This window comes from Granulicoccus phenolivorans DSM 17626 = NBRC 107789 = JCM 15570 (assembly GCF_000423085.1).
GTDB classification, from domain to species: domain Bacteria; phylum Actinomycetota; class Actinomycetes; order Propionibacteriales; family Propionibacteriaceae; genus Granulicoccus; species Granulicoccus phenolivorans.
Genome location: NZ_AUHH01000001.1, coordinates 177,011 through 200,985 on the forward strand (window position 1 = coordinate 177,011; position 23,975 = coordinate 200,985).

Annotated in this window: 22 protein-coding genes; 13 read left to right on the top strand and 9 right to left on the bottom strand. The window is 70.7% G+C overall.

Annotated elements, in window-relative coordinates:
* Window positions 1-133 precede the first annotated feature (133 nt).
* Window positions 134-559: a DUF350 domain-containing protein gene (locus tag G531_RS0100935; protein ID WP_026925822.1), complete on the top strand. Its 426-nt coding sequence runs from the start codon at window positions 134-136 to the stop codon at window positions 557-559.
* A gap of 103 nt (window positions 560-662) precedes the next feature.
* Entirely contained in the window at window positions 663-1,553 is an 891-nt protein-coding gene (locus tag G531_RS0100940; RefSeq protein WP_026925823.1) for a hypothetical protein, read from the top strand.
* Window positions 1,554-1,626: 73 nt separating this feature from the next.
* Here G531_RS0100940 and G531_RS0100945 read toward each other — a convergent pair whose 3' ends face one another.
* Complete coding sequence (locus G531_RS0100945; RefSeq protein WP_026925824.1) at window positions 1,627-2,748, bottom strand: GTPase family protein; 1,122 nt, start codon at window positions 2,746-2,748, stop codon at window positions 1,627-1,629.
* Window positions 2,749-2,829: 81 nt separating this feature from the next.
* Window positions 2,830-3,282, bottom strand: a complete 453-nt coding sequence (locus G531_RS24185; RefSeq protein ID WP_145978703.1) for a hypothetical protein — start codon at window positions 3,280-3,282, stop codon at window positions 2,830-2,832.
* A 159-nt stretch (window positions 3,283-3,441) separates the two neighbouring features.
* On the opposite strand from G531_RS24185, the gene typA reads away from it, so the two are divergent.
* From typA to G531_RS0100980, 6 genes are all read left to right on the top strand, one after another.
* On the top strand, window positions 3,442-5,304 hold the full coding sequence (typA, locus tag G531_RS0100955; RefSeq protein WP_026925826.1) for a translational GTPase TypA: 1,863 nt from the start codon (window positions 3,442-3,444) through the stop codon (window positions 5,302-5,304).
* 58 nt (window positions 5,305-5,362) lie between these two features.
* Complete coding sequence (locus tag G531_RS0100960) at window positions 5,363-6,724, top strand: serine hydrolase domain-containing protein (RefSeq protein WP_026925827.1); 1,362 nt, start codon at window positions 5,363-5,365, stop codon at window positions 6,722-6,724.
* Window positions 6,725-6,760: 36 nt separating this feature from the next.
* On the top strand, window positions 6,761-7,435 hold the full coding sequence (gene mftE, locus G531_RS0100965; RefSeq protein WP_026925828.1) for a mycofactocin biosynthesis peptidyl-dipeptidase MftE: 675 nt from the start codon (window positions 6,761-6,763) through the stop codon (window positions 7,433-7,435).
* Window positions 7,432-8,859 carry a mycofactocin biosynthesis glycosyltransferase MftF gene (gene mftF / locus G531_RS19495; protein ID WP_051214850.1) on the top strand — a complete coding sequence of 476 codons (1,428 nt, stop codon included), beginning with the start codon at window positions 7,432-7,434 and terminating at the stop codon, window positions 8,857-8,859. Before mftE ends, mftF begins: the two co-directional genes overlap by 4 nt.
* On the top strand, window positions 8,859-10,070 hold the full coding sequence (locus G531_RS0100975) for a GMC oxidoreductase (RefSeq protein WP_145978702.1): 1,212 nt from the start codon (window positions 8,859-8,861) through the stop codon (window positions 10,068-10,070). Before mftF ends, G531_RS0100975 begins: the two co-directional genes overlap by 1 nt.
* 181 nt (window positions 10,071-10,251) lie before the next feature.
* Entirely contained in the window at window positions 10,252-12,360 is a 2,109-nt protein-coding gene (locus G531_RS0100980; RefSeq protein ID WP_026925830.1) for a L,D-transpeptidase family protein, read from the top strand.
* 80 nt (window positions 12,361-12,440) lie between these two features.
* Here G531_RS0100980 and G531_RS19500 read toward each other — a convergent pair whose 3' ends face one another.
* From G531_RS19500 to G531_RS0101015, 7 genes are read right to left on the bottom strand one after another with little or no spacing between them, the layout of a single operon-like run.
* Window positions 12,441-13,007, bottom strand: coding sequence for a hypothetical protein (locus tag G531_RS19500; RefSeq protein ID WP_035756632.1), 567 nt, complete (start codon window positions 13,005-13,007; stop codon window positions 12,441-12,443).
* A 42-nt stretch (window positions 13,008-13,049) separates the two neighbouring features.
* Window positions 13,050-15,509, bottom strand: a complete 2,460-nt coding sequence (locus G531_RS0100990) for a glycoside hydrolase family 65 protein (protein ID WP_026925831.1) — start codon at window positions 15,507-15,509, stop codon at window positions 13,050-13,052.
* Between the two features lie 59 nt (window positions 15,510-15,568).
* Window positions 15,569-16,294, bottom strand: coding sequence for an HAD family hydrolase (locus G531_RS0100995; RefSeq protein WP_026925832.1), 726 nt, complete (start codon window positions 16,292-16,294; stop codon window positions 15,569-15,571).
* A 33-nt stretch (window positions 16,295-16,327) separates the two neighbouring features.
* Window positions 16,328-17,305 carry an asparaginase gene (locus G531_RS19505; protein WP_035756635.1) on the bottom strand — a complete coding sequence of 326 codons (978 nt, stop codon included), beginning with the start codon at window positions 17,303-17,305 and terminating at the stop codon, window positions 16,328-16,330.
* A complete protein-coding gene (gene ygfZ, locus G531_RS0101005) occupies window positions 17,302-18,249 on the bottom strand; it encodes a CAF17-like 4Fe-4S cluster assembly/insertion protein YgfZ (protein ID WP_026925833.1) in 948 nt (315 codons plus the stop codon). Before ygfZ ends, G531_RS19505 begins: the two co-directional genes overlap by 4 nt.
* Entirely contained in the window at window positions 18,246-18,779 is a 534-nt protein-coding gene (locus G531_RS0101010) for a heme-binding beta-barrel domain-containing protein (RefSeq protein WP_035756638.1), read from the bottom strand. The genes ygfZ and G531_RS0101010 overlap by 4 nt, the downstream gene beginning before the upstream one ends.
* Window positions 18,769-19,083, bottom strand: coding sequence for a hypothetical protein (locus G531_RS0101015; RefSeq protein WP_145978767.1), 315 nt, complete (start codon window positions 19,081-19,083; stop codon window positions 18,769-18,771). Before G531_RS0101015 ends, G531_RS0101010 begins: the two co-directional genes overlap by 11 nt.
* An 88-nt stretch (window positions 19,084-19,171) precedes the next feature.
* On the opposite strand from G531_RS0101015, the gene dtd reads away from it, so the two are divergent.
* From dtd to pstS, 5 genes are all read left to right on the top strand, one after another.
* Complete coding sequence (gene dtd / locus G531_RS19510) at window positions 19,172-19,636, top strand: D-aminoacyl-tRNA deacylase (RefSeq protein ID WP_051214852.1); 465 nt, start codon at window positions 19,172-19,174, stop codon at window positions 19,634-19,636.
* A gap of 35 nt (window positions 19,637-19,671) precedes the next feature.
* On the top strand, window positions 19,672-20,328 hold the full coding sequence (locus G531_RS19515; RefSeq protein ID WP_051214879.1) for a winged helix family transcriptional regulator: 657 nt from the start codon (window positions 19,672-19,674) through the stop codon (window positions 20,326-20,328).
* Window positions 20,329-20,410: 82 nt separating this feature from the next.
* Entirely contained in the window at window positions 20,411-21,361 is a 951-nt protein-coding gene (mshD, locus tag G531_RS19520; protein WP_051214853.1) for a mycothiol synthase, read from the top strand.
* Between the two features lie 57 nt (window positions 21,362-21,418).
* On the top strand, window positions 21,419-22,480 hold the full coding sequence (locus G531_RS19525; protein ID WP_051214854.1) for an NUDIX hydrolase: 1,062 nt from the start codon (window positions 21,419-21,421) through the stop codon (window positions 22,478-22,480).
* Window positions 22,481-22,828: 348 nt separating this feature from the next.
* Complete coding sequence (gene pstS / locus G531_RS0101040) at window positions 22,829-23,926, top strand: phosphate ABC transporter substrate-binding protein PstS (RefSeq protein ID WP_026925836.1); 1,098 nt, start codon at window positions 22,829-22,831, stop codon at window positions 23,924-23,926.
* Window positions 23,927-23,975: the final 49 nt, after the last annotated feature.

A 23,975-nucleotide genomic window follows, 5' to 3' on the forward strand; every position in this document is an offset into this window, starting at 1 on the left:
GCCGGGCCCGGTTCGATATCCTGACCGGGACTTTCGTCCGCCTCCGGCACCGGCCCGGCTCGGCTCACCCCCGCCCGCGTTAGATTGACGCCCGATCGTGTGTCCGGATCGGCCCCTGCAGCGAAGGAAGACCATGCAAGATCTGCTGAGCAATATCGTCGCCGTGATCGCCTACGGCGTGGTCGCCCTCCTGGTCATGGTGCTCTCCTACGTGATCGTGGACCTGCTCACCCCGGGCAAGCTCAAGGAACTGATCTGGGTGCAGCGCGCCCCGGGCGCGGCCGCGCTGCTCGGCACCGACCTGCTGGCCTCGGCGATCGTGATCTTCTCCGCGATCATGTCCTCGGGCGCGGACACCCTCTGGCTGGGCCTGCTCGGCACCGTGATCTATTCGGTGATCGGCATCGTGCTGATGACCCTGTCCTTCCTGGTGATCGACGCGCTGACCCCCGGCAAGCTCGGCCAGGTGATTGCCGCGGAGCGGTTCCACCCGGCGGTGGTCGTGAACATGGCGGCGCATCTGGGTATCGCGATCGTGATGGCGGCAGCCATCTACTGAGCCGCGCGGGGTCGGGCTGTGGACAGCAGCCTCCCCCGGGTGCGGTTTCCACAGATCTGCCGCGCCATGCACCATCACCGGTGGCCGAGACCACCCTTCGGTCATGCCGACACCGAAGAACGAAGTTGCGTACTCGCTCGATCAGCGGGGCTGGATCGACACCCGCGGCAATCCCCGCCTGGCCAGATTTGCCGGCCAGCAGGTCGCGGCGGGCCGGCTGGTCCGACTGCTGCGGGGCATCTATGCCGCACCCGATCATGCCGCCGACCCGTCGATTGCCCTGCGCGCCCTGCAGCACCATGACCCGAATGCCGTCTTCACCGGCCTGACGGCGGCGCATCTGACCCTGTGGCCACAGAATCCGGCGCGGCTGTTCCCGATCGAAGCAGCGTCCCTGACGCGCCCCAGCCGGACCGGCGAGTTGTTCCGCTGGGAGCGGCGGAGGGTCCCGCCGGACTGGATCTGTGAGCCCGGCGGGCTGCGGTGCACCCGCCCCGAGCTCACCGCGATCGACCTGATCCCCCGAGCCGGCGGCGACTTCGTCGACAGCGCGCTGCGCCAACTCGGCCCGGGTCGCCAGGGCGACTTCCTTGACTCGGCCCGGCGTGCGCTCGCCGACCACCCGCATCGGCGGGGAAATGCGGTGCGAACTCGGATCCTGGACGAGTCACGGGCGTTTCCGTGGTCCCCGGCCGAGCGGGTGCTCCACAGGCTGCTGCGCAGCGAGGGCATCCTCGGCTGGACGGCGAACTACTTGGTGCGGTGCGGCGACCGGACCTTTCTGATCGACGTCGCACTGCCGGAATCGATGGTCGGTTACGAAGTCGATGGTTATGAGTACCACGCGTCCCGCGAGGCGTTCGAGGCCGATTGCTACCGGCACAACGAGTTGGCCCTGGCCGGTTGGCGAATCTTTCGGTTCAGCTGGCGAATGCTCACCGAGGATGTGGACTATGTGCGAGACATAGTTCGCCGAACCGCCGTTTGGATGTAGTCAACCGGTTCAGCGGTGTCCGAAAGTGCCGCTGACTGAGGCCCAAAAAGTTTGAGAACATCGATTCGGTCACTCAGTGCTTTTGCCGCACTCCGGGGGCCCGCTTCTTGAACTCGCTGACGAACAGATTGCGCACCGCCTCGGAGTCCAGGGCACCGTTCAGCATCGGGACCTTGCCCGCGCTCACCGCCTGGCACACCACGATCCAGGACTCGCCCATGGCCACGGTGAACCCACTGGCGACCCCGGCCCCGACCACCCCACCGATGATGGACCCGGCCCCGGGGATGAGCTTCATCAGCCCGGTCACCGCGGCCCGCCCGCCCGCGGTGGCCGCGGAGGTCGCCGCGACCCCCATCATCGCCGCCCGCTCGTACCGGATCTTGTACAGCTGGGCGATCCGCGCCATCATCCCGAGTTGGAGCGGGACCAGCAGGGCCGCGTCGGAGAACGGAATCGGCGTCGCGGCCGCGGCCGCGGCCGCGGCGGCCGCCGCGGCTACCGCTTTGTGCGCCTGGGCAGCCTTCGCCTGAAAATCGATCTCCTGCGCCGCGGTGAGCGCTGCATGAACACCTTCGGGTGCAACCTGAAAGGTGGCCTGCAACAGCTCGCTCAAGCCGTGCACCGGCTGACCATAGAACTGATCCCTCGCAGCGTTGGTGAGGAACGGTCGGCCGCCCTCGATCGGCAGGTGCAGCGACTCGATGTAGCGCGCCAGCTCCACCGCATCGGGGTGATACATCTCCCCGTTCTTGGGTACCTGGGTGAGCACCACGATCACCGGCACCCCGAGGGAGTCCAGGTGGGTGATGAAGTCGGCCTCCGAACTCTCGAAGCGCCGGTCCAGGCCGCGCACGCAGTACCAGGCGACATGCACCTGATCGGCCAGCGGGCGCTTGCGCAACTCCTTGATCGTCTTGTCGACCTCGGCGATCAACTGCTTGTCGTCCTTGCCGACCTCCAGACCCTGGGTGTCCAGGATGCCCAGTTGCCCGCGCTTGTCGAGGTAGAGGTGGGAGCCCTGGGTGACCGGCTGCCCGATCCCGGTGGCCGCGACCGGCTCACCGAAAATGGCATTCACCAGGGTCGACTTGCCCACCCCGGTCTTGCCGAACAGGGCCAGGTTGAAACGCCCGAGCAACTCCGACTGCTTGTCGAACTCGGTACGGAAGGAGTCGGTGAACCACTGCGACATGGGCCCCAGCGTATTTCACGTCCGCGAATGCGCCCGCGGACCCGCCGACCCCAATCCTGGGGGGCCCGCAGCGGGCCCGGCTCAGGTGCGGCGCCTGCCGCGGTGGGACTGGGCCCGGACAAGGACGCCCACCATGATCAGCAGGACGACCCCGATGATGCTGAACGCGAACAACCCGCTGAAGAGCCCGCCCAGCACCAGGACCACACCGAGCACCAGCAGCACCGGCCGCAGCACCCGCACCGCACCGTTGCTCCGGTGCCCGGCAGGCTGGTTGTACGCCAGCACGGCCTGGCCGTAGGGGCCCGGGGTCAGCGGCCCAGCGGCCCACAGCGACGGCGCACTCGGCGTCCCCGGCCCCACGCCGCCCGGTCGGGGCACGGGGGCCGGGTACTGCCCCGGGGCGTACCCCGGCGGCACCGGCTGATATCCGGGCTGCCCCATCGGGTACCCGGGCTGCCCCATCGGGTACCCCGGCTGCCCCATCTGGCCCGGGTCGTACCTCGGCCACGGCGGCTGCTGCGAGGAACTCATACCCGAACCCTGTCACACTCCGCGGGCGGTTCGGCCGGTTCGGAGAAGTGAATTCTCGGGGGCGGGCCCCGTCCGGAGTACGGATTCAGTGGTCGCGCGGGCGTAGGCTGTCCCGCGGCCGGAAATCGCCCGGCCTGCACCAAGAACAGAGAGCCGCTTATGCCTCAGCGCCAGGACCTTCGCAACGTCGCCATCATCGCCCACGTCGACCACGGCAAGACCACCCTGGTGGATGCCATGTTGTGGCAGTCCGGCGCCTTCCGTGAGGGCTCCGACGTGGACAACCGCGTCATGGACTCGATGGACCTGGAGCGCGAAAAAGGCATCACCATCCTGGCCAAGAACACCGCGGTCAAGCACACCATTCGGGGCCAGGAAGTGGTGATCAACATCATCGACACCCCCGGCCACGCCGACTTCGGCGGTGAGGTCGAGCGCGGCCTGGAGATGGTCGACGGCGTGGTCCTGCTGGTCGACGCCTCCGAGGGTCCGCTGCCGCAGACCCGGTTCGTGCTGCGCAAGGCGCTGCAGAAGAAGCTGCCGATCATCCTGGTGATCAACAAGGTCGACCGTCCCGACGCCCGGATCCCCGAGGTCGTCGAGGAGACCTACGACCTGTTCCTCGACCTGGTCGACGACTCCAGCGACGACTCGATCCTGGAGTTCCCGGTCGTGTACGCCTCCGGCAAGGCGGGCCGGGCCTCCCTGGAGCAGCCCGAGAACGGCACCCTGCCGGCCGAGGAGAACCTGGACGCCCTGTTCGAGACGATCATGGACACCGTCCCGGCACCGCAGTACGAGGAGGGCGCGCCGCTGCAGGCGCACGTGACCAACCTGGACGCCTCCCCCTACCTGGGCCGGCTGGCGCTGTGCCGCATCGTCGCCGGCGAGGTGACCCGCGGGCAGACCGTCGCCTGGTGCCGCAAGGACGGCACGATCCAGAACGTGAAGCTGTCCGAACTGCTGATGACCGAGGCGCTGGAGCGCAAGCCGGCCGAGAAGGCCGGCCCCGGCGACATCATCGCGGTGGCCGGTATCCCGGACATCACGATCGGGGAAACCCTGTCCGATCCGGAGGATCCGCGCCCGCTGCCGCTGATCAGCGTCGACGAACCGTCGATCTCGATGACCATCGGCATCAACACCTCCCCGCTGGCCGGCAAGTCCGGCAAGAACCTCACCGCCCGCCTGGTCAAGGCCCGGTTGGACACCGAGCTGATCGGTAACGTCTCGATCAAGGTCGCCAACACCGACCGCCCCGACACCTGGGAGGTCCAGGGCCGCGGCGAACTGCAGCTGGCCGTCCTGGTGGAGATGATGCGCCGGGAGTCCTTCGAGCTGACCGTCGGCAAGCCGCAGGTGGTCACCAAGACCATCGACGGCAAGCTGCACGAGCCGGTGGAGAAGCTGACCATCGACATCCCCGAGGAATTCGTCGGGGCGGTCACCCAGATGCTCGGCACCCGCAAGTCCCGCCTGGAGACCATGGTCAACCACGGCACCGGCTGGGTCCGGATGGAATACATCGTCCCGGCCCGCGGCCTGATCGGGTTCCGTACCGAGTTCCTCACCGAGACCCGGGGTACCGGCCTGATGCACCACGTCTTCGAGACCTACGAGCCGTGGGCCGGCGAATTGCGTACCCGGCCCACCGGGTCGCTGGTCGCCGATCGCCAGGGCGTGGTCTCCTCCTACGCGCTGTTCAACCTGCAGGAGCGCGGCACGATGTTCGTCGGTCCCGGCGCCGAGGTGTACGAGGGCATGATCGTCGGGGAGAACTCCCGTCCCGACGACATGGATGTCAATCCGACCAAGGAGAAGAAGCTCACCAACGTCCGCTCGGCGACCGGGGACGAACTGGAGCGACTGATCCCGGCGAAGCTGCTCAACATGGAGCAGGCCCTGGAGTTCTGCCGCGAGGACGAGTGCCTCGAGGTGACCCCCACCGACGTCCGGATCCGCAAGGTCCATCTGTCGGCCGGCGAGCGGGCCCGGATGGCGCGCCGCGGCGGGCGCAGCTGAGCTCTCCCCCGCGACCAACGCCCGGCCCGCATCGGGTCGGGCGTTGGTACGATGACGTGTGCGCACCGTTCGCCGCCCGACCCCGCACCGCCGCCGGGTCGGCACCGTTGTCGGCCTGGTTGTTCTCGTCCTGATCCTGGCCCTGCTCGCCGTCTTCGGCTGGCAGCGTCCGATCCTGCTCACCGGCACCGGGTACGCCGCGCACAACGCCTGTGCCGTGAACCGGATCGCGGGCCGGCCCGACCCGGCGACCGATCTGCCGCCGAATCCCCTGGTGCCCTACCTGCGGATCGCCGGCACCGGCAATCCGACCACCGGGAGCCTGTTCGGTGCTCTGGCCCGACAGCATGCCTGGTACACCCCCGGATTCGGCTGTACGCTCGCCCCCACCCGCCCGGCGCTGGGAGCGGCCTCGGTGATCGACCCCGGCGCCAACCCGTTCACCAGTGCCCCGACCCCGGCACCGAACCCGGCCCTGACGGCCGCGCTGGGCCGCGCCTTCGGCGATGACCTGTCCGCCGCGGCGGCCAGCGAGCTGGGGACCCGCGCGGTGGTGATCGTGAAGAACGGCAGCCTGGTCGGCGAGCGGTACGCCGCCGGCTTCGATGCCCGGACCCCGCAGCTGGGCTGGTCGATGTCGAAGAGCGTGACCAGCCTGCTGACCGGCGTCCTGGTCGCCCGTGGCGAGATCGCGCTGAGCACCGATCACCTGCGACCCGAGTGGACCGACGAGCGCGCCGACATCACCGTGGAACAGCTGCTGCGGATGACCAGCGGGCTGCAGTGGGACGAGACCTACGACCTCGGCACCCCGATCACCCGGATGCTCTACCTGGAACCCGACATGGGTAGCTACGTGGCGTCCCTGCCGCCGGCCCACCGGCCGGGCACCCTCCAGCAGTACTCCAGCGGCAGCACCACCCTGCTGTGCGCCGTGCTCGCGCAGCGGACCGGCCTGGGTGCCGAGCTGCCCCGGCAGACGCTGCTGGGCCCGCTCGGGCTGTCCTCGGCGGTCTTCGAACCCGATGCCGCGGGCACCCCGGTCTGCTCCTCCTACCTGTGGATGACCCCGCGGGACTGGGCGGCGATCGGGCAGTTCGCGCTGCGCGACGGCGAATGGAACGGCCACCGGCTGCTGCCCGCGGACTGGATGCGGCAGAGCCTGACCGCCACCGCGGTCGGTGCGACCGACGATCCGGGCTATGCCCTGGGCTGGCGGACCAACATCCTCCCCGACGGCTCGCTGCGCTGGCCCGACCTGCCCGCCGACACCTACTGGGCCGCCGGGCATGACGGCCAGAAGGTGCTCATCGTGCCCTCCGAACAGCTCGTCGTGGTCCGGATGGGGTTCACCCCCGAGGCCGACGACGAGCCCTCCGAAGTGGCCCTGGTCCGGGACGCCATCGCGACGCTGCACTGAGGCACCCGGCTTCATGATCTGAGGTATGTTGCGCTCATGCCGAACGATCGCCCCGCGGGCCCGGCCCGGGAGCCGTTGGCGGTGATCCCGGTGGGCTCCACCGAGCAGCACGGGCCGCACCTGCCGACCACCACCGACACCCGGATCGCCGAAGCGGTCGCCGCCGCGCTGCCCGGCCGGGTACTGCCGGCGCTGGCGTACGGCTCCAGCGGGGAACACCAGGCCTTCGCCGGCACCGTGTCGATCGGTACGCCGGTGCTGACCTCAGTACTCACCGAACTGGGCCGCTCCCTCACACACTGGGCCGACCGGATCCTGTTCGTCAACGCCCACGGCGGCAACGTCGGCGCGCTCACCGACGCCACGGTCCTGCTGCGCCGCGAGGGACGCGATGCCGCCTGGTACGCCTGCCCCACCGCCGCCGACCCGACCGACCTGCATGCCGGGCTGGGCGAGACCGAGCTGATGCTGGCGATCGAGCCGGCCTCGGTCGACCGGGCCGCCGCCGAGGCCGGACCCCGCCGGCCGCTGGCCGAACTCCTGCCGCGGCTGCGGGCCGGCGGGATGGCCGCGGTGAGCGCCAGCGGCGTACTCGGTGACCCGCGCGGAGCCGATCCCGACCGAGGCGCGCGCCGGCTCGCCGCGCTGATCGCCGCGGCCGCGGCCGCGGTGGCCCGCTGGGAACCCGACAACCGGGGCCGGCTGCGATGATCACCGCGCCACCCGCCCTGCCCGTCGGCACCCGGATCCGGCTGCGACCGGGTCGGCTGCGGCGACTGCAACCCGGCGCGGACGGTCCCCGGCTGCAGCTCTACGGCGGCGACCCGATGGCTCTGCTCACCCTGCCCGCCGCGGTGACCGCGGCGCTGCTGCCCACGATGTCCGGCCTGCGCGGCGGCACCCTCGAGGTCACCGACCCGGCCACCGCGCAGATCGCCCGGCTGCTGCTGGACCGGGACCTGGCCACCGTCGCCCCCGCCGCACCGACCACCGTCGCGGCGGCTCGGGTTAGCGTGGTCATCCCGGTCAAGGACGACCCCCGGCTGACCCGGCTGCTGACCGCACTGGCCGCCGAACACCCCGACCTGCCGGTGATCGTGGTCGACGACGGCTCCCGGACCCCGGTCCGCGACCCGCGGGCCCGGGTGCTGCGGCATGACCGCCCCCGCGGCCCGGCCGCCGCCCGGAACGCCGGCATCGCCGCCTGCACCACCGAGTGGGTGGCGCTGCTGGATGCCGACACGGTCCCGGAACCGGGCTGGCTGGAGCCCCTGCTGGCCCTCGCCGCGGACCCGCAACTGGCCGCGGTCGCGCCCCGGATCGTGGCCCACGCCCCCGGCGGTGGTCTGCTCAGCCGCTACGAGACCCATCATTCCGCCCTGGACATGGGGCCGACCGGCGGCGTCGTGGGGCCCGGCGGGCAGCGCAGCTACGTCCCGACCGCCGCCCTGCTGCTGCGCCGCATCCCCGGCCTCCGGTTCGCCGAGGACCTGCAGGTCGGCGAGGACGTGGACCTGTGCTGGCGGCTGCACGCGGCCGGCTGGCGGATCCGCTACGAGCCCGGGGCCCGGGTCGGACACGATCACCGGGTCCGGTTCGGCGCCTGGGCCCGCCGCCGCTTCGACTACGGCACCTCCGCCGGGGCACTGGCCCAGCGCCACGGCGCGACCATGGCACCGCTGGTCTGGTCGCCGTTCAGTGCCCTGGTCGCCCTCGGCGTGTGGTCGGGGTCCCCGCTGGGCCTGCTCGTCGCGGCGGGGGCGGCCGGCTGGCTGTGGTCGGGCCTGCGGCGCCGGGTCGGCGGGGAACTGGCCACCGAGATGACCCGCTACGCCGCGCAGCAGTCCCTGGTCCGCGGTACCGAGGCCGTGCTGCGTTCGTACGCCCCACTGGCCCTGGTCGCGTCGGCGCTGAGTCCGGCGGTCGCGGCCCGGGTCCTGCTCGCCTCGATCCTGCAGGCCGGCGCCGGGTGGACCCGGCACCGGGACCCGGTCGCCGCCCTGGCCGCGGTCGGGCTGCGCCGCGTCGATGATCTCTGCTACGCCGCCGGGGTGTGGACCGCGGCGTGGCGGACCCGGTCCTGGACCCCGGTACGCCCGGTCCGCACCGGGCTGCACCGGCGACGGAACCGCTGATGGCGCCGACCGCCGACGTGCTGGTGGTCGGCGCCGGGTCGGCCGGCTGCGTACTCGCCCACCGGCTGGCCGCGGAGGGCCGCCGGGTGCGCCTGGTGGAGGCCGGGGGTCGTGGCGTACCCCGCCGCGCCGACCGGCTCCCGCTGACCCCACCGTGGGCCCGCAGCTATCCCGCCGAGCTCGGCACCGGCGGGCAGGTCCGGATCTGGCGCGGGGCCACCCTCGGCGGCTCCGGCGCGGTCAACGGCTGCTACCTGCTGCCCCCCACCGATGCCGCCGGCTGGCCGTGGCCGGACCCGGTGCTGGCCGCCGCCGTCGACCGGGTGTGGGCGCGGTTCGATCCGGAGGTCGCACCCGATCCGGACATCCGGGCCTGGCTGGCGTCCTGCGGGGTGCCGCCGACCCCGGTGCCGCTGAGTATGCATGCCGGGCAGCGGATCAGTGCGGCCGACGCGTACCCGCTGACCAGGGTCGCGCTGCACACCGACACGAGCGTGACCCACCTGCTGCGGCAGGCGGACCGGGTCACCGGCGTGGCGCTGGCCGACGGCAGCGAATGGCGCGCCGGCGAGGTCGCCCTGGCCGCCGGGACGATCGGCACGCTGAGCCTGTTGGCCCGGTCCGGACTGATCACCGAGGCGGTGGGGCTGGTCGAACATCCGGAGTTGCTGTTCGACTCCCCCGCCCCGGCCGGGGCGCCCGACCCGGCCGCGGTGCCCGGCCCGCTGCTGGCCACCGTCGCGCACCGCGAGGTTCCTCATCCGGGCCTGGGGACCGCCTGCCTCGAGGTGCGCCCGTACGCCCGGCCCTTCGGCGCGGTGATCCCCGGCGCGGGCGGCCCGCCGACCCCGCAACTGGGGCTGGCCCTGATGGGCACCACCTCCCGCGGGCGGCTGCACCTGGACCCCGCCGGCGCCGCGGTGATCGACCTCGGCCTGCTCACCGATCCCGGGGACCGCCGCGCCCTCGCCGCCGCCACCGAGTGGGCCCGCGACGTGCTGGGCGTACGCGGACCGGGGGTGCCGGCCACCTCCCAACACCTGTCCGGCGGCGCCGAGCTGGGCGTCCGCTGCGACCCGTCCGGCCGGTGGTCCGGCGTACGGGGACTGCGGATCGTGGACGGGGCCGCACTGCCCGGCCAGCGCCGGCGCGGACCGCACGCGGCCATCCTGGCGCTGGCCGACGAACTGGCTCGGCGCTGGGACCAGTGAGCCTGCTGAGACGGCCGAGACAGCTGTGACGGACGGGGTTCGATGAGCATCTGCTCAGCACCTCAACGATTGGGCCGCGATCGCCGGCAGGGATTTTCACCAGCGAACAATCGTGGTTACGCTGAGCGCGCCGTGGTCCGAGGATGGGCATGGTACGTCATCGAACAACCCTAGGAGCGGTATGAAACGCACAGTTTCGGCGCTGGTGGGAGTGACCGCGGCATCGCTGCTGCTGTCGGTCCCCGGTCTGGCATCCGCGGCCCCCACGCCGACGCCCACCCCGAGCGCCACCCCGGTGGCGACCGCCGCCCCGACCGCCCCGACCCCGGGCGCTGCGACCCCGGGCGCCCCGACCCCGGCCGCCCCGACGCCGACCCGGACCCCGGCGATCACCACGCCGCCGGCCCCGGCCAGCCCTAGCACCCCGGCCACGCCCACCCCGGCGCCGACCCCCTCGGCGAGCGCGCAGGCGATCGAGGTCAAGGGCGCGATCAAGGAGGTCTGGGACCGCAATGGCGGCGCCGCCGGCCCGCTGGGCCAGCCCGTGGCCGCGGAGTTCCAGGGCGCCCAGAGTGCCTGGCTGCAGCAGTTCACCGGCGGCTGGATCGTGTGGACGCCCGGGATCGGTGGCTACACCGTCCGTGGCGGTCTGCTCGGCGGCTGGCTCGCCCAGGGCCGCGACGCCGGCCCGCTCGGCGTCCCCACCGGTGAGGGCGTCCAGGCCGGTCGCGGCTCGTGGACCCAGTCCTTCTCCGGCGGCCGCCTCTACTGGATCTCCGGCAGCCGCGCCTACGCGGTGCGCGGCGCGATCCTGGGGGTCTACCAGGACTCCGGCTGGGAGAACGGCACCCTCGGCCTGCCCGTCGGCAACGAGTACGCCAGCGCCAACGGCTCGATCGTGCAGAATTTCGAGTTCGGCAAGGTCGTGTGGAGCAGCAACACCGGCGCCTTCATCGTGAAGGGGGCGCTGCGGGTCGGTTACGACGACGCCGGCGCCGAGGGCGGCGCGCTGGGGCTGCCGGTCGGCAACGAGTTCGCCGTCAACGGCGGCTGGGTGCAGAACTTCCAGTACGGCAACGTGATGTACCACCCGGCCCACGGGGTGCACACCATCAAGGGTGCGCTCCAGGACGCCTACGGCGCGCGCGGCTGGGAGGGCGGCTTCCTCGGCTGGCCCACCGGCAACGAGTACGCCTCGGCCGGCGGTTACCTCCAGCAGTTCGAGAACGGCCAGTTGATGTGGCACCCGGCCACCGGTGCCTTCGCCGTCAACGGCGGCATCCTCGGGGCGTACGCCAAGTACAACTGGGAGGTCGGCGACCTCGGGTTCCCGACCCGGGACGCTTTCCAGGGCCGCAACGGCACCTGGATCCAGCACTTCCAGGGCGGCCAGATCTTCTGGACCCCCGGCGTCGGCGGCTACCGGATCAGCGGTGGCATCATGGGCGCCTACGCCCGCAACGGCTGGGAGGCCGGCTCCCTGGGCGCACCCGCGGGCGATGCCTTCCAGGGCGGGCAGGGCTCCTGGATCCAGCACTTCCAGGGCGGGCAGATCTTCTGGGCCTCCGGCGTGGGCGGCTACAAGGTGCAGAACGCGATGCTCGCGGTCTATGACAACCTCGGCTGGGAGAACGGCCCGCTCGGCCTGCCGGTGGAGGACGAGCGTCCGGGCGTCCAGGGCACCTGGATCCAGGCGTTCCAGGGCGGCCAGACGTTCTGGAACCCGAACACCGGCGGGTACGCCGTGCGCGGCGCCCTGCTGCAGGAGTACGGCCGCCAGGGCTGGGAGGCCGGTCAGCTCGGCGCCCCGGCCAGCAACGAGTACGAGGTCAGCGGCGGCTGGTCGCAGGACTTCCAGTACGGCCGGCTGAACTACATCAACGGCTCGTTCAGCATCACCTGGCCCGGCCCGGATGTGGACGCCCGGTGCCGCTACGGCCGCGTGATGTGCATCTCCAAGGCGGACAAGAAGTTGCGCTGGATGATCGACGGTCAGGTGCTGCTGACCATGGATGCCCGCTTCGGGGTCGACGCGACCCCGACCCGCGAGGGTGAGTACAAGGTCTTCTCCAAGGTCCGCGACGAGATCTCCTGGATGTACGGCAACACCCCGATGCCGTTCGCGATGTACTTCTCCGGCGGGCAGGCCGTGCACTACTCCTACGACTTCGCCGCTCGCGGCCAGGTCGGCGGTTCGCACGGTTGTGTCAACATTCGCGACTGGAACGGGATCCAGTGGCTGTACGACACCCAGGTGAAGCTCGGCGATCGGGTCGTCGTCTACTGGTGACCCGGCCCGGCTGAGTCCGGAGAAAACACACAACCGCCGCCCGGAATCGGGCGGCGGTTGTGTCGTCGTTGCGGGCCGGTTCAGGCCTTGCCGGCGTCCCCTGCGGGCTTGTCGGCGGCCGGCTTCTCGGCAGCGGGCTTCTCGGCAGCGGGCTCGTCGACGATGGTGGCCTCGGTGACGTGGGCCTCCTCCAGCTCGTCCTCCATCAGGTCGGAGTTGGTGGTCTCGGCATCGGAGGCCGGGTCGACCACATCGGCGTACGCCTCGTGGGCGGCGGCGTCACCGTCCTCCGGCTTCGCCTTGCGGACCCCGGTGGCCTGGGCGCGCAGGTCGTTGATCCGCTCCTGACCGCGGGCGGCCATCTCCTCGAAGTTGAGCCCGAACTCGCGGATCAGCGTGTCGACCTGCTTCTGCAGGGCCTCCGGCAGCTGTCGGGCCAGGCTCGGCGCATCGAGGACCATGTCCTTGGCCTGGCTGAACTGCTCCTCACGCTTGGCCTTACGCTCGCGGGCCTCCTCGGTCTTGGCCTCGGTGTACTCCCGGACCCGCTCGGCAACCACATCGGTGACCCCGGCGGCGGCGTACAGGGCCTTGAGGGTGGCGTCCAACACCTGCTGGCCCGGATCGTTCTTGTCGTTGGCGTTCATCACATCTCCTGGTCGATCGTCCTGGGGTGTTCCACCCTGAGTCTAGGGGCGGTCCGATCGCGGCACCGAAGCGGTGATCACCGAACCGTCCTGCCGTCGTCCGCCGACCAGCGGACTGCGCCCGACATCGCCGTGGCGCCGGGGTCCCTGCCCGTCCAGGGGCACGCTGATCGGGATGCCCGGGCGGACCCGGACCCCCTCCCCACGGACCTCCACATAGGTGCTCACCCCTTCCTCGACGGTGAACTCGATCCGGTCCTGGCTGAGCACCACCTTGAGCAGGGTCTCGCGCAGGGTGATCCGGAAGATCAGCGACTCCCACGCGGCCGGCAGTCGCGGATCGAAGGTGATCCGGCCGTCGTAGTCGCGCATTCCGCCGAAGCCGTACACCAGCGCCGACCACACCCCGCCGGTCGAGGCGACGTGCACCCCGTCGGAGGTGTTCGCGTGCCGGTCGTCCAGATCGACGAACAGGCCGGTGTAGAAGTAGCGCAGGGCCATCTCGTGGTACCCCACCTCGGCGGCCATGATCGACTGGACCACCGCGGACAGGGTCGAGTCGCCGGTGGTGATCGGGTCGTAGTACTCGAAGTCGGCCAGCTTCTGCTCACTGGTGAACTTGTCCCCCTGCAGGAACAGTGCCAGCACCACATCGGCCTGCTTCAGCACCTGGAAGCGGTACAGCACCAGCGGGTGGTAGTGCAGCAGCAGCGGGCGCAGTTCCTCGGGGGTGTGCTCGAGATCCCAGACCTCCCGCTCCAGGAAGTGCGCATCCTGCGGATGCACCCGCAGCCGTTCGTCGAAGGGGATCGCCATCGCCTCGGCACAGCGTTCCCACTCCTCCACCTCGTCCTCGCCCAGTTGCAGCCGGGTGGCCATCCGCAGATAGCCGTGCGGGTTCGACTCGCGCAGGTGCCGGACCGATTTGGCGGCCTTGGCCAGGTTGAACCGGGCCATCACATTGGTGAACAGGTTGTCGTTGACCACGGTGGTGTACTCATCGGGTCCGGTCACCGAATGGATGTGGAACTGTTCGTCCCCGTGGCCGCGCCAGAACCCCAGGTCGGCCCACATCCGCGCGGTCTCCACCAGGATGTCGACGCCCTCGTCGAGCAGGAACTCGGTGTCCCCGGAGGCGTTCACGTACTTGTCCAGGGCGTAGGCCACGTCGGCGTCGATGTGGTACTGCGCGGTGCCGGCGGCGTAGTAGGCCGAGGCCTCCTCCCCGTTGATGGTGCGCCACGGGAACAGCGCCCCCTGGGTGGCGACCTCGAGCGCGCGACGGCGGGCGGCGTCCAGCATCGAGTAGCGGAACCGGATCGCCGAGCGGGCCGCCTGCGGCAGCACGTAGGTCAGGAACGGAATCACATAGATCTCGGTGTCCCAGAAGTAGTGCCCGGAGTAGCCCGACCCGGTGACCCCCTTGGCGGCAATGCCCTGCACCTCGGCGCGGGCGGCGGCCTGGACCACCTGGAACAGGTTCCAGCGGATCGCCTGCTGCACCTCGGGCCGGCCGGGCAGCTCGACGTCGGCCCGGTGCCAGAAGTCGGCCAGCCAGGCCTTCTGCTGGTCGAAGATGTGCTCGGCGCCCTCGCGGGCCGCGCGATCGAGCGTACGCCGGCACCGGTCGGCGAGCTCGCGGACCGGCACCCCGCGGGAGGTGTGGATCGCCACGGCCTTCTCCAGGTGGATCGGCTCCCCCTGCCGGCCACTGATCGTGTACACCTGCTTGCCCGCATCGGCCTCCACCGAGGTGCTGGTGGTGTACTCGCACGCCGTGGTCAGCGTGTGGTCGACCGCGGCGGCGAGGGTCATCCGCGAGTCGTGGCAGCGATAGCCGAGCACCAGACGCCCGTCCCCGGCCCACTGCAGTTGCGGATCCAGCACCCGACGCTCGAAGGCGTACCCCTTGCGCGGGTCGGCGCCGCGGGCGGTGGCGTAGTCGTCGCGACCGTCCTGCCGGTTGATCAGCTGGGAGGAGATGACGATCGGGGCATCCCCGTCCAGCAGCATCACATCGAAGGTCATCAGCGCGAGGTGGCGCTGGGTCAGCGACACCAACCGCGTGGTGTTGACCTGGACCCGCTTGCCGGCCGAGGTACGCCAGATCAGCCGGCGGCGCAGTACCCCCTCGCGAAAGTCCAGGGAGCGCTCGAACATTTCGATGTCGGCCATGGTCAGGGTCAGCGGTTCGTCGTCGACGTAGATCTTGATCGTCTTCGGATCGGGCACGTTCACCAGGGTCTGGCCGACCTGGGCGAAACCGTAGGCCTCCTCGGCATGCCGGATCGGCCAGGTCTCGTGGAAGCCGTTCACATAGGTCCCGTGGGTGTGCGCCGGACGCCCCTCCTCGGGGTTGCCGCGCATCCCGATGTAGCCGTTGGCGACCGCGAACAGGGTCTCGGTCTTGCCGGCATCGCGGGGGTCCAGCGCGGTCTCCACCAGGCGCCAGGGGTCGACCGGGAAGCGGGTGCGATCCATCGGATCCTCCGCGGTGTCCATCGCGTGCCGCGTCGTCGGGCCGGACTTGCCGGAGCTCGCGAAGGCCCAGGGATCGGTGTTCATGCCGCACCTGCGATCAGCTCGTCGAGTTCGGTGACGATCACCTGCGCGCCGGCCGCGCGGAGCCGGTCGGCGCCGGTGCCGCGATCCACCCCGACCACCAGGCCGAAATCGCCGGCGGCGCCGGCCCGGACGCCGGATTCGGCGTCCTCCAGCACCACGCAGGTGCGGGTCGGGACCCCGAGCCGGTCGGCGGCGTAGGTGAAGGTGTCGGGGGCGGGTTTGCCCGGCAGTCCCAGTTCGGCGGCCACCACGCCGTCCACGATCACCCCGAAGCGATCGAGCAGCCCGGCGGCGGTGAGCACCGCGCGGGCGTTCTTGGAGGAGGAGACCACCGCCAGGGCGGTACCGCGCTCGGCCAGGTGGTCCAGCAGACGTACCGAGCCCGGGTACGGCGCGATCCCCTCCGCGGCGAGCACCGCGTTGAAGGCCTCGTTCTTGCGATTGCCGAGCCCGCACACGGTTTCTGCGGTCGGCGGGTCGCTCGGGTCCCCGTAGGGCAGCTCGATGCCGCGCGCGGTCAGGAACGACTGCACCCCGACGTAGCGGGGTTTGCCGTCGACGTAGCGGAAGTAGTCCTCGTCGGTGTACGGCGGCTGGTCGTCGCCGCGGCCGGCGAGAAAGGCGTTGAACATCCGCGACCAGGCGTGCATGTGCACCACGGCGGTCGGGGTGAGCACTCCGTCGAGATCGAACAATGCTGCGGCGTAGCTGTCCCAGTTCACCCTTCGACCCTAGCGGAGGAGGGAAGCCGAACCTCAGCTGTACGCGGTGAGTCCGTCCACCGCGCCGGCGGCCAACCGAACTTCACCGACCGGTCGCCCGTGCCCCAGCACCGGCTCACTGGCCTGCGCGGCCAGCACATCCGCACGGATCCCGAGCCGGCGCAGCACCGCCGACATGACCACCGAGCAGGCCCGCTCGGAGCCGTCGTCGATCTTGACCACGATCCCGCGACCGTCGGGCAGGCCGACCGCGTACACCGCCTCGGCGCCGATCTTGCAGATGATCCCGGGCACCCCGCGGTGCAGGGCGTACTCCGCGCGGCGGGTGCCGGAGACCCACTGCGGGAACTGCCGGTACGCCCGGGCGACGGCCGCGGCCGGCCCGTCGGCGGCGACCGCGATCCGGGCATAGGCCCGGGCCAGAGCGATCGGGGTCAGCGCCCACAGCGGGGCGCCGCAGCCGTCGACGGTCCCGGCCTGCGGGGGCTCCCCGGTGAGGTCGGCGATCGTGTCGTGGATCGCCTGCTGCAACGGGTGTTCGGGATCGAGATAGTTCGTGGTGGACCACTTGTTGCGGATGCAGGTCCGCAGCATCGCGGCGTGTTTGCCCGAACAGTTCATCGTGATCGGGGCGGGACCGTGCCCGGCCCGGATCCAGGCGTCGCGGGCCGCGTCGTCGAGCGGGTAGCCGGGGGTGTTCTGCAGCCGGTCGACGCCCAGGCTGCAGCCGGCCAGGATCGTCTGGACCCCTTCGAGGTGGAAGTCCTCCCCGGAATGGGAGGCCGCGGCCAGGGCGAGCAGTTCGCCGGTCAGGTCCAGACCGCTGCGCAGCATCGCCACCGCCTGCATCGGCTTGCTCGCCGAGCGGGGATAGATCAACTCCTCGATCGCCCCGATCCCGGCCACCGCGTCGTGCGGGCCGACCACCGCGACCCGGCCCCGGTGCACCGACTCGACCAGGTCGCCGCGGACCACCTCGACCAGCACCGGATTCGCCCCGGCAGCGCTCACAGCCGGGCCTTCACGTGCAGGCCGACCTCGGGATCGACCAGGACCTCCTGGGCGGCGGCGATCTCACCGATCGCGAACTCGGCGTCGGTGGGTACGCCCCGTTTCACCAGGCCGAGCGCGATCGGGCCGAGCTCGTGGTGCCGGGCGCTGGAGCCGACGAAGCCGACCTCGCGGCCGTCCCGGGTCAGCGCGGCCCCCACCGGCGGGAGGGCGTCGACCGATCCGTCCAGGTGCAGCAGCACCAGCCGCCGCGGCGGGCGCCCCAGCGTGTGCACCCGGCCGACGGTCTCCTGGCCCGGATAGCAGCCCTTGGCCAGGTGGACGCCGGGCAGCCCCAGCTCGTTGGGGATGGTCCGGTGGTCGGTGTCCGGGCCGATCCGCGGTACGCCGGCGGCGATCCGCAGCGCCTCGTAGGCCCACATGCCGGCCGGCTCGATCCCGGCCAGGAAGGAGTCCAGGTGCTCCCGCGGAACGAACGACTCGTGCCCACCGAGGGTGTCGGCGGCGCTGCGGGTGACCCGACCCTGCGGCCCCGGGCCGGGCCGCCAGACCACCGCCAACTCGGCGGTCCGGGCGAGGACCTCGACCCGGGCCCGGAAGATCATCCGCTGCAGGAACTGCAGCAGCGCCTCCCCGGCGCCGGGTTCGGTATGGACCCAGAAGACCTCACCGTCATCGACGCCGTACAGGACGTGATTGATGTGTCCCTGCGGGGACAGGATCAGGGCGGTGGTCCCGACCCCGGGCGCCAGGTCGTCCAGCTTCTGGGTGGTGATCTGGTTCAGCCAGGTGAGCCGGTCGGGTCCGGAGACCGACAGCACGTCGCGATGGCCCAGGTTGACCGCGCCGGCACCGGATTCCAGCAGCCGCTGCTCGGCGACCGGGTTGCCGTAGTGCCAGACCGCCCCGGTGTCGGGGCCCTCGGTGAGGACGACCGCACTCATCGCCGGGTCAACTCCCCGGTCAGGTAGGGCTGCAGGTCGATGCCCTGATCGGCCCGGTCGTAGGCGTACATCAGCTTGCCCTGGACATAGCCGTACAGCCGGTGTCCGGCAGTGTGGGTCCCGTCGGTGATCGCGGCGTCGGTGGTCAGTTCCACCTTGGTCGCCAGCTCCCCACCGGCCGGGGACTGCAGGCCGGTGATCGAGCCGTACCAGGTCTGGGCGACACCGGCGGGATTGGTCAGCACGACCTTGACCTCGTTCTTCTCCCCCGGGATCCAGAACCCGGTCTCCATGAACACCGGCGCGCCGGGCTGGCCGTCGGCGTCGGCGTACGCCTGCAGCAGGTAGTGCAGGTAGGGCTCACCGTTGTGGGAGAAGTCGATCTGCTGCAGCACGGGCTGGTCGGGCTGGTCGTGCCACTGGGTCTGCCCGAACCCCTCCCAATGCCCGATCAGCCAGGCCAGGCCCTTCAGGGCCGGGTGCATCCCCTCGGGAAACGCATAGTCGAGGGTGCTGGGGTCAGTGGTCATTGCTGGAGTTCCTGTTCTTCGCGTCGTCGGCCGACAGATCGCGGGTGATCTCGTCGGCGCCGGAGGTCCGGTCCCCGGGGTGATTGTCCTCGGGGTCCGCGGTCACCGGCCGACCCGCCACCAGGGCGGGCGGCGCGCCGACAGCGGGCCCGGCGAGAACCAACGGTCCGGAACGCCCGGCAAGGGCCGGTGGGCGACGGGCCAGGGCCCGGCCCACCCACCACAGCGCCCCGGCCCCGACCACCGCCGGGGCAGCCACCAGAAGACCGGTCAAGAAGTCGAACGCCGTGAGCATCGCGATCATTCCCCCAGCCTAACCAGGCCGCCGCGGCGGGCCTCGGCTTTGTCCGGGCGTGGTGCCGGACCCACCGGGGCACCTCTACAGTGACCGGGTGCGAGTTGTGGTGCAACGGGCCAGTGCGGCGACGGTGCGGGTGGCGGGGGAGGTCGTCGGGGCGCTGCCCGGGCCCGGCCTGGTGGTGCTGGTCGGCGTCACCCACACCGATACCCCGGCGGTCGCGGCGAAACTGGCCGACAAGGTCTGGCGGTTGCGGATCCTGGCCGAGGAGCGCTCGGCCAGCGATCTCAACGCTCCCCTGCTGGTGGTCTCCCAGTTCACCCTGTACGCCGACACCCGCAAGGGCCGGCGACCCAGTTGGAGCGCGGCGGCCCCCGGCCCGGTCAGCGAACCGCTGGTGGCGGCCTTCGTCGCCGCCCTGCGCGCGGCCGGGGCCACGGTGGAGACCGGGCGGTTCGGGGCCGAGATGGCCGTCGAACTGGTCAACGACGGCCCGGTGACCCTGATTCTGGACGCCGACGCCGAGCCTGCTCCGCCGAAACCTCCGGCTGCCGATTAAAGTGGGCCCGCACAAGTTCGGCGGAAGGGGTGACCATGACCCAGGTGTTGTTGCTCACACCGCAGGTGGGCGGGTCGGAGAACTCCGCCGACATCCTGCCGTCACTGGGTCTGCTGACCCACCAGATCCGGGTTGCCGCGCTGGAGCCGGAGAGTCTGCTGAACTCCGACGCCTCGATCCTGCTGCTGGACGGGCGTACCGACCTGGTCGGGGTGCGCAACTTCTGCCGGACGCTGACCGCCCTGGGCAACCAGATCCCGACCCTGGTGGTGCTCACCGAGGGCGGGCTGACCGCGCTGTCCCCGGCCTGGGAACTGAGTGATTTCGTCCTGGTCACCGCCGGGCCGGCCGAGGTGGATGCCCGGCTGCGGATGGTGGTGCGCGAATCCGGGCGGGAACTGATCGCCGCCGGGGGCGTGGAGATCGACGAGGAGGCGTACGTGGCCCGGCTGGACGGTCGGGCGCTGGACCTCACCTACACCGAATTCGAACTGCTGAAGTTCCTGGCCCAGCACCCGAACAAGGTGTTCAGCCGGGAGCAGCTGCTCTCCGACGTGTGGGGCTGGGACTATTTCGGCGGGACCCGGACCGTGGACGTCCATGTCCGCCGACTCCGGGCGAAACTGGGTGAGGCGGACTCCCTGATCGGGACCGTGCGCAACGTCGGTTATCGATTCGTCCCACGCAGCTGAGTGCCCAGTGTCCCCTCAGTAGGGGACACCATTCTCGGCCCGCTTTCAACACGGGCCCGCGGCGGGCGGTTACGGTATGCCCATGTCGCTGAGCACCGAAGTCGTCGCAGCCCTCACCCCCGAGCAATATCGCGACGTGCTCCGGCTCACCGAAGCGGCCGAACTGAGCGACGGCAAGGCCCCGTTCAACGAGGCCGCCCTGCTGGATCTGCAGCGCCGCGAGGGCGTGGACGGGCTGGCGCTGATGCTGGCCTACGAGGGCCCCACCCTGGTCGGCTTCGCCCACGTGGATTCCCGGTTCAACGGCGTTGACCTGCAACTCGCGGTGGACCCGGCACACCGGCGGCACCGGGTGGCCCGGACGATGCTGGGCGAGCTGGGACTGGACGCCACCGACCCGGACCACCGCGGCCGCCTGCAGTCGGGCATCGAGCTCAGCGTGTGGTCCTTCGGCGATCTGCCGCCGGCCCGCGCCTGGGCCCGCGCCGACGGCTTCCGCAAGGTGCGCGAGTTGCTGGTGATGGGTCGCGAGCTGACCGACGACATCCCCGAGCCGGACCTGGGCGAGGTCACCCTGCGAGCCTTCCGGGACTCCGACGCCGCGGACTGGATCCGGGTGAACGCGCGGGCCTTCGCCCATCACCCCGAGCAGGGGGCGATCACCCTGGACGACCTGCACGCCCGGATGCACGAGGACTGGTTCGACCCCGCGGACTTCCTGGTGGCGACCACCCAGGTGGCCGGTCGGGAACAACTGATCGGGTATCACTGGACCAAGCGGCACTCCCCGACCCTGGGCGAGGTCTATGTGATCGGCGTGGACCCCGATCACGCCGGTGCGGGGCTGGGCCGCAAACTGCTGCACGCCGGCCTGCGCCACCTGCGTTCGCGCGGCAGCGAACGGGTCATCCTCTATGTCGAGGCCGATCAGGAGTACGTGGTCCGGCTCTATGAGAGCACCGGTTTCGACGTCATCAACCGGGACGTCAAGTATGTGGCCCCGCCATTAGGAGGGGTAGCGACCGCCGAGTAGCATGGGCGGCGCCGACGCACCGCTACCCGGTGCCGAGAAACGGAGCCCGCGCAGCCCATGGACCAGACGTCCCCTTCCCCTCTCCCGGACGCCCACCCCGACGCCACGGTGGACGCCGACGGCACGGTGGACGCCGACGGCACGGTGCGACCCAACGGCAAGGTGCGACCCAACGGCAAGACCCACCCCAGCGGGAAGGCCCACCCCAGCGGGAAGGCCAAGCAGATTGTCGCCGCCGGCGCGGTCGTGCTGCGTCCGAGCACCACCGGGATGGAGGTGTTGCTGGTCCACCGCCCCCATCTGGCGGACTGGTCGCTGCCCAAGGGCAAACTCGACCGGGGCGAATCGCTGCCGGCCTGCGCGGTGCGGGAGGTGCTGGAGGAAACCGGCGTCGCGATCCGGCTGACCGCTCGGCTGCAGGATGTGCACTATCCCACCGACCGCGGCCCGAAGGTCGTGCACTGGTGGCGGGGCGTCCCGGTGGATCCGGCGCACACCGAACCGCGACCGCAGGACGGGGAGGTCGATGAGGTGGTGTGGCTCCCGATCGAGGAAGCGCTCACCCGGTTCTCCTATCCCAATGACGCCGACGTGCTGCGCGAGGCGCTCGACCGCGTGACGGCCCCGGGCACCGTCGTGGTGGTGCGTCATGTCAAGGCGGTGGCCCGGGCGGACTGGTCCGAGGCTGACCCGCTGCGGCCGCTGACCGAGGCCGGCTGGGCCGACACCGAACCGCTGGCCGACGCCCTTGCCGCGTTCGGCGTGGACGAGGTCATCAGCTCCAGTTCCACCCGCTGCGTCCAGACGGTGACGCCGTACGCCACCCGGATCGGCCGACCGGCCACGCAGGATTCCCGGCTGAGCGAGGAGTCCGCCGACCAGGACCCCACCCTGCCCCAGCGCGCCACCCGGGCGATCGCCCAGCGCGCCATCGCCGAGGGCACGGTGCTGGCGGTGTGCAGCCACCGACCGGTCCTGCCGCTGATCACCGCCGCGCTGGACGCGGGCGATGTCCGGTTGGGGCTGGGCGAGGTGCTCGTGGTGCGGCTGGGCGCCGACGCCCGCGCGATCGATGTGGCGGGTCCGTACGCGCTGCATCCACGCCCGCCGAAGAACTGAGCCCGGTTTTGCCCTCTATTCCCAGGGGGCATATCCTGTCGACCAGGTCGACGACTCGGTTTCCGGAAGGTTACGAGAAAACTGTGTCGGCGCAGATCAACGGAGATCCATCACATCGCCTACATACCGGACCCAGTCACCAATTGTTGGTTGACTGCGAGTCTCACCTCGTCCTGACGGTCGGCCACCATAACGAATGCGGCACGATCGGATGTCGTCGACGACACTTACTGTTCACCTGTGGTTCATCTTTCCGGACAAACCGCTTTACGGGCTTCCCCTAGATTCACCGCCGTGGGCCGGATGGCCTCCGTTCATAACCACTACTTTTCCCATGGGGGGATTTCCGTGAAGAAGCTGCGTCTCGGCGTCTCGATCGCCGCAGTGCTGGCCCTCGGCCTGACTGCTTGCGCCAGCAACAACCCGACCGGCTCCGGCACCGCTTCGCAGGCTCCGCAGCAGCAGCAGCTGTCCGGCACCTTGAACGGTGGCGGCGCGTCGTCGCAGGAAGCCGCGATGACCGCTTGGATCGACGCCTACCGCGCCATCCAGCCGAATGTGAACGTGCAGTACAACCCGGTGGGCTCCGGCTCCGGCCGTAAGGGCTTCATCGCCGGCCAGTACTCCTTCGCCGGCTCCGACGCCGCCCTGAAGGACGACGAGAAGCAGCAGGCCCAGCAGCAGTGTGGCCCCGATGGCGCGTTCCAGATCCCGGCGTACATCTCGCCGATCGCGGTCGCCTACAACCTGCCCGGCATCGACGGCCACCTGCAGATGGACGCCAACACCATTGCCGACATCTTCAACAAGAAGATCACCAAGTGGAACGATCCGAAGATCGCCTCGCAGAACCAGGGCAAGAACCTGCCCGACCTGGCCATCATCACCGTGCATCGCTCCGACGACTCGGGCACCACCGAGAACTTCACCGACTACCTCTCCGTCGCGGCGAAGGATTCGTGGAGCTACGGCAAGGTGCAGACCTGGCCGAAGGAGATCACCGCGGAGAACGCCCAGGGCACCTCCGGTGTGGTCAACCTGGTCAAGCAGCGTGAGGGTGCCATCACCTACGCCGACGCCTCCGCCATCACCGGCCTGGGCAGCGTCGCGGTCAAGGTCGGCGACGCCTACGTGCCGTTCTCCGAAGAGGCTGCCGCCAAGGCCGTCGAGACCGCGCAGCGCGTCGGGACCGGCAACGACATGGCGGTCAAGCTGGATCGCGCCACCACCCAGGCCGGCGTCTACCCGGTCGTGCTGGTCTCCTACCACATCTACTGCTCCTCCTACAAGGACCAGGCCACCGTGGACCTGATCAAGTCCTTCGGCGAGTACGTCGTCTCCGACCAGGGCCAGAAGGCCGCCGCCTCCGCCGCCGGCAACGCTCCGCTGAGCGCCGCCATGCAGGCCGAGGCCAAGAAGTCGATCGAGTCGATCAAGGTTCAGTGACACTCACTCCCTGAGTAACAAAGCCTTGGAACGCCCGTCGTACCCAATT

Coding starts and splice junctions, on each gene's coding strand:
- G531_RS0100935 (WP_026925822.1), top strand. CDS start 134: ATGCAAGATCTGCTGAGCAATATCGTCGCCGTGATCGCCTACGGCGTG.
- G531_RS0100940 (WP_026925823.1), top strand. CDS start 663: ATGCCGACACCGAAGAACGAAGTTGCGTACTCGCTCGATCAGCGGGGC.
- G531_RS0100945 (WP_026925824.1), bottom strand. CDS start 2,748: ATGTCGCAGTGGTTCACCGACTCCTTCCGTACCGAGTTCGACAAGCAG.
- G531_RS24185 (WP_145978703.1), bottom strand. CDS start 3,282: ATGAGTTCCTCGCAGCAGCCGCCGTGGCCGAGGTACGACCCGGGCCAG.
- typA (WP_026925826.1), top strand. CDS start 3,442: ATGCCTCAGCGCCAGGACCTTCGCAACGTCGCCATCATCGCCCACGTC.
- mftE (WP_026925828.1), top strand. CDS start 6,761: ATGCCGAACGATCGCCCCGCGGGCCCGGCCCGGGAGCCGTTGGCGGTG.
- mftF (WP_051214850.1), top strand. CDS start 7,432: ATGATCACCGCGCCACCCGCCCTGCCCGTCGGCACCCGGATCCGGCTG.
- G531_RS0100975 (WP_145978702.1), top strand. CDS start 8,859: ATGGCGCCGACCGCCGACGTGCTGGTGGTCGGCGCCGGGTCGGCCGGC.
- G531_RS0100980 (WP_026925830.1), top strand. CDS start 10,252: ATGAAACGCACAGTTTCGGCGCTGGTGGGAGTGACCGCGGCATCGCTG.
- G531_RS19500 (WP_035756632.1), bottom strand. CDS start 13,007: ATGAACGCCAACGACAAGAACGATCCGGGCCAGCAGGTGTTGGACGCC.
- G531_RS0100990 (WP_026925831.1), bottom strand. CDS start 15,509: ATGGACACCGCGGAGGATCCGATGGATCGCACCCGCTTCCCGGTCGAC.
- ygfZ (WP_026925833.1), bottom strand. CDS start 18,249: ATGAGTGCGGTCGTCCTCACCGAGGGCCCCGACACCGGGGCGGTCTGG.
- G531_RS0101010 (WP_035756638.1), bottom strand. CDS start 18,779: ATGACCACTGACCCCAGCACCCTCGACTATGCGTTTCCCGAGGGGATG.
- G531_RS0101015 (WP_145978767.1), bottom strand. CDS start 19,083: ATGATCGCGATGCTCACGGCGTTCGACTTCTTGACCGGTCTTCTGGTG.
- G531_RS19515 (WP_051214879.1), top strand. CDS start 19,672: ATGACCCAGGTGTTGTTGCTCACACCGCAGGTGGGCGGGTCGGAGAAC.
- mshD (WP_051214853.1), top strand. CDS start 20,411: ATGTCGCTGAGCACCGAAGTCGTCGCAGCCCTCACCCCCGAGCAATAT.
- G531_RS19525 (WP_051214854.1), top strand. CDS start 21,419: ATGGACCAGACGTCCCCTTCCCCTCTCCCGGACGCCCACCCCGACGCC.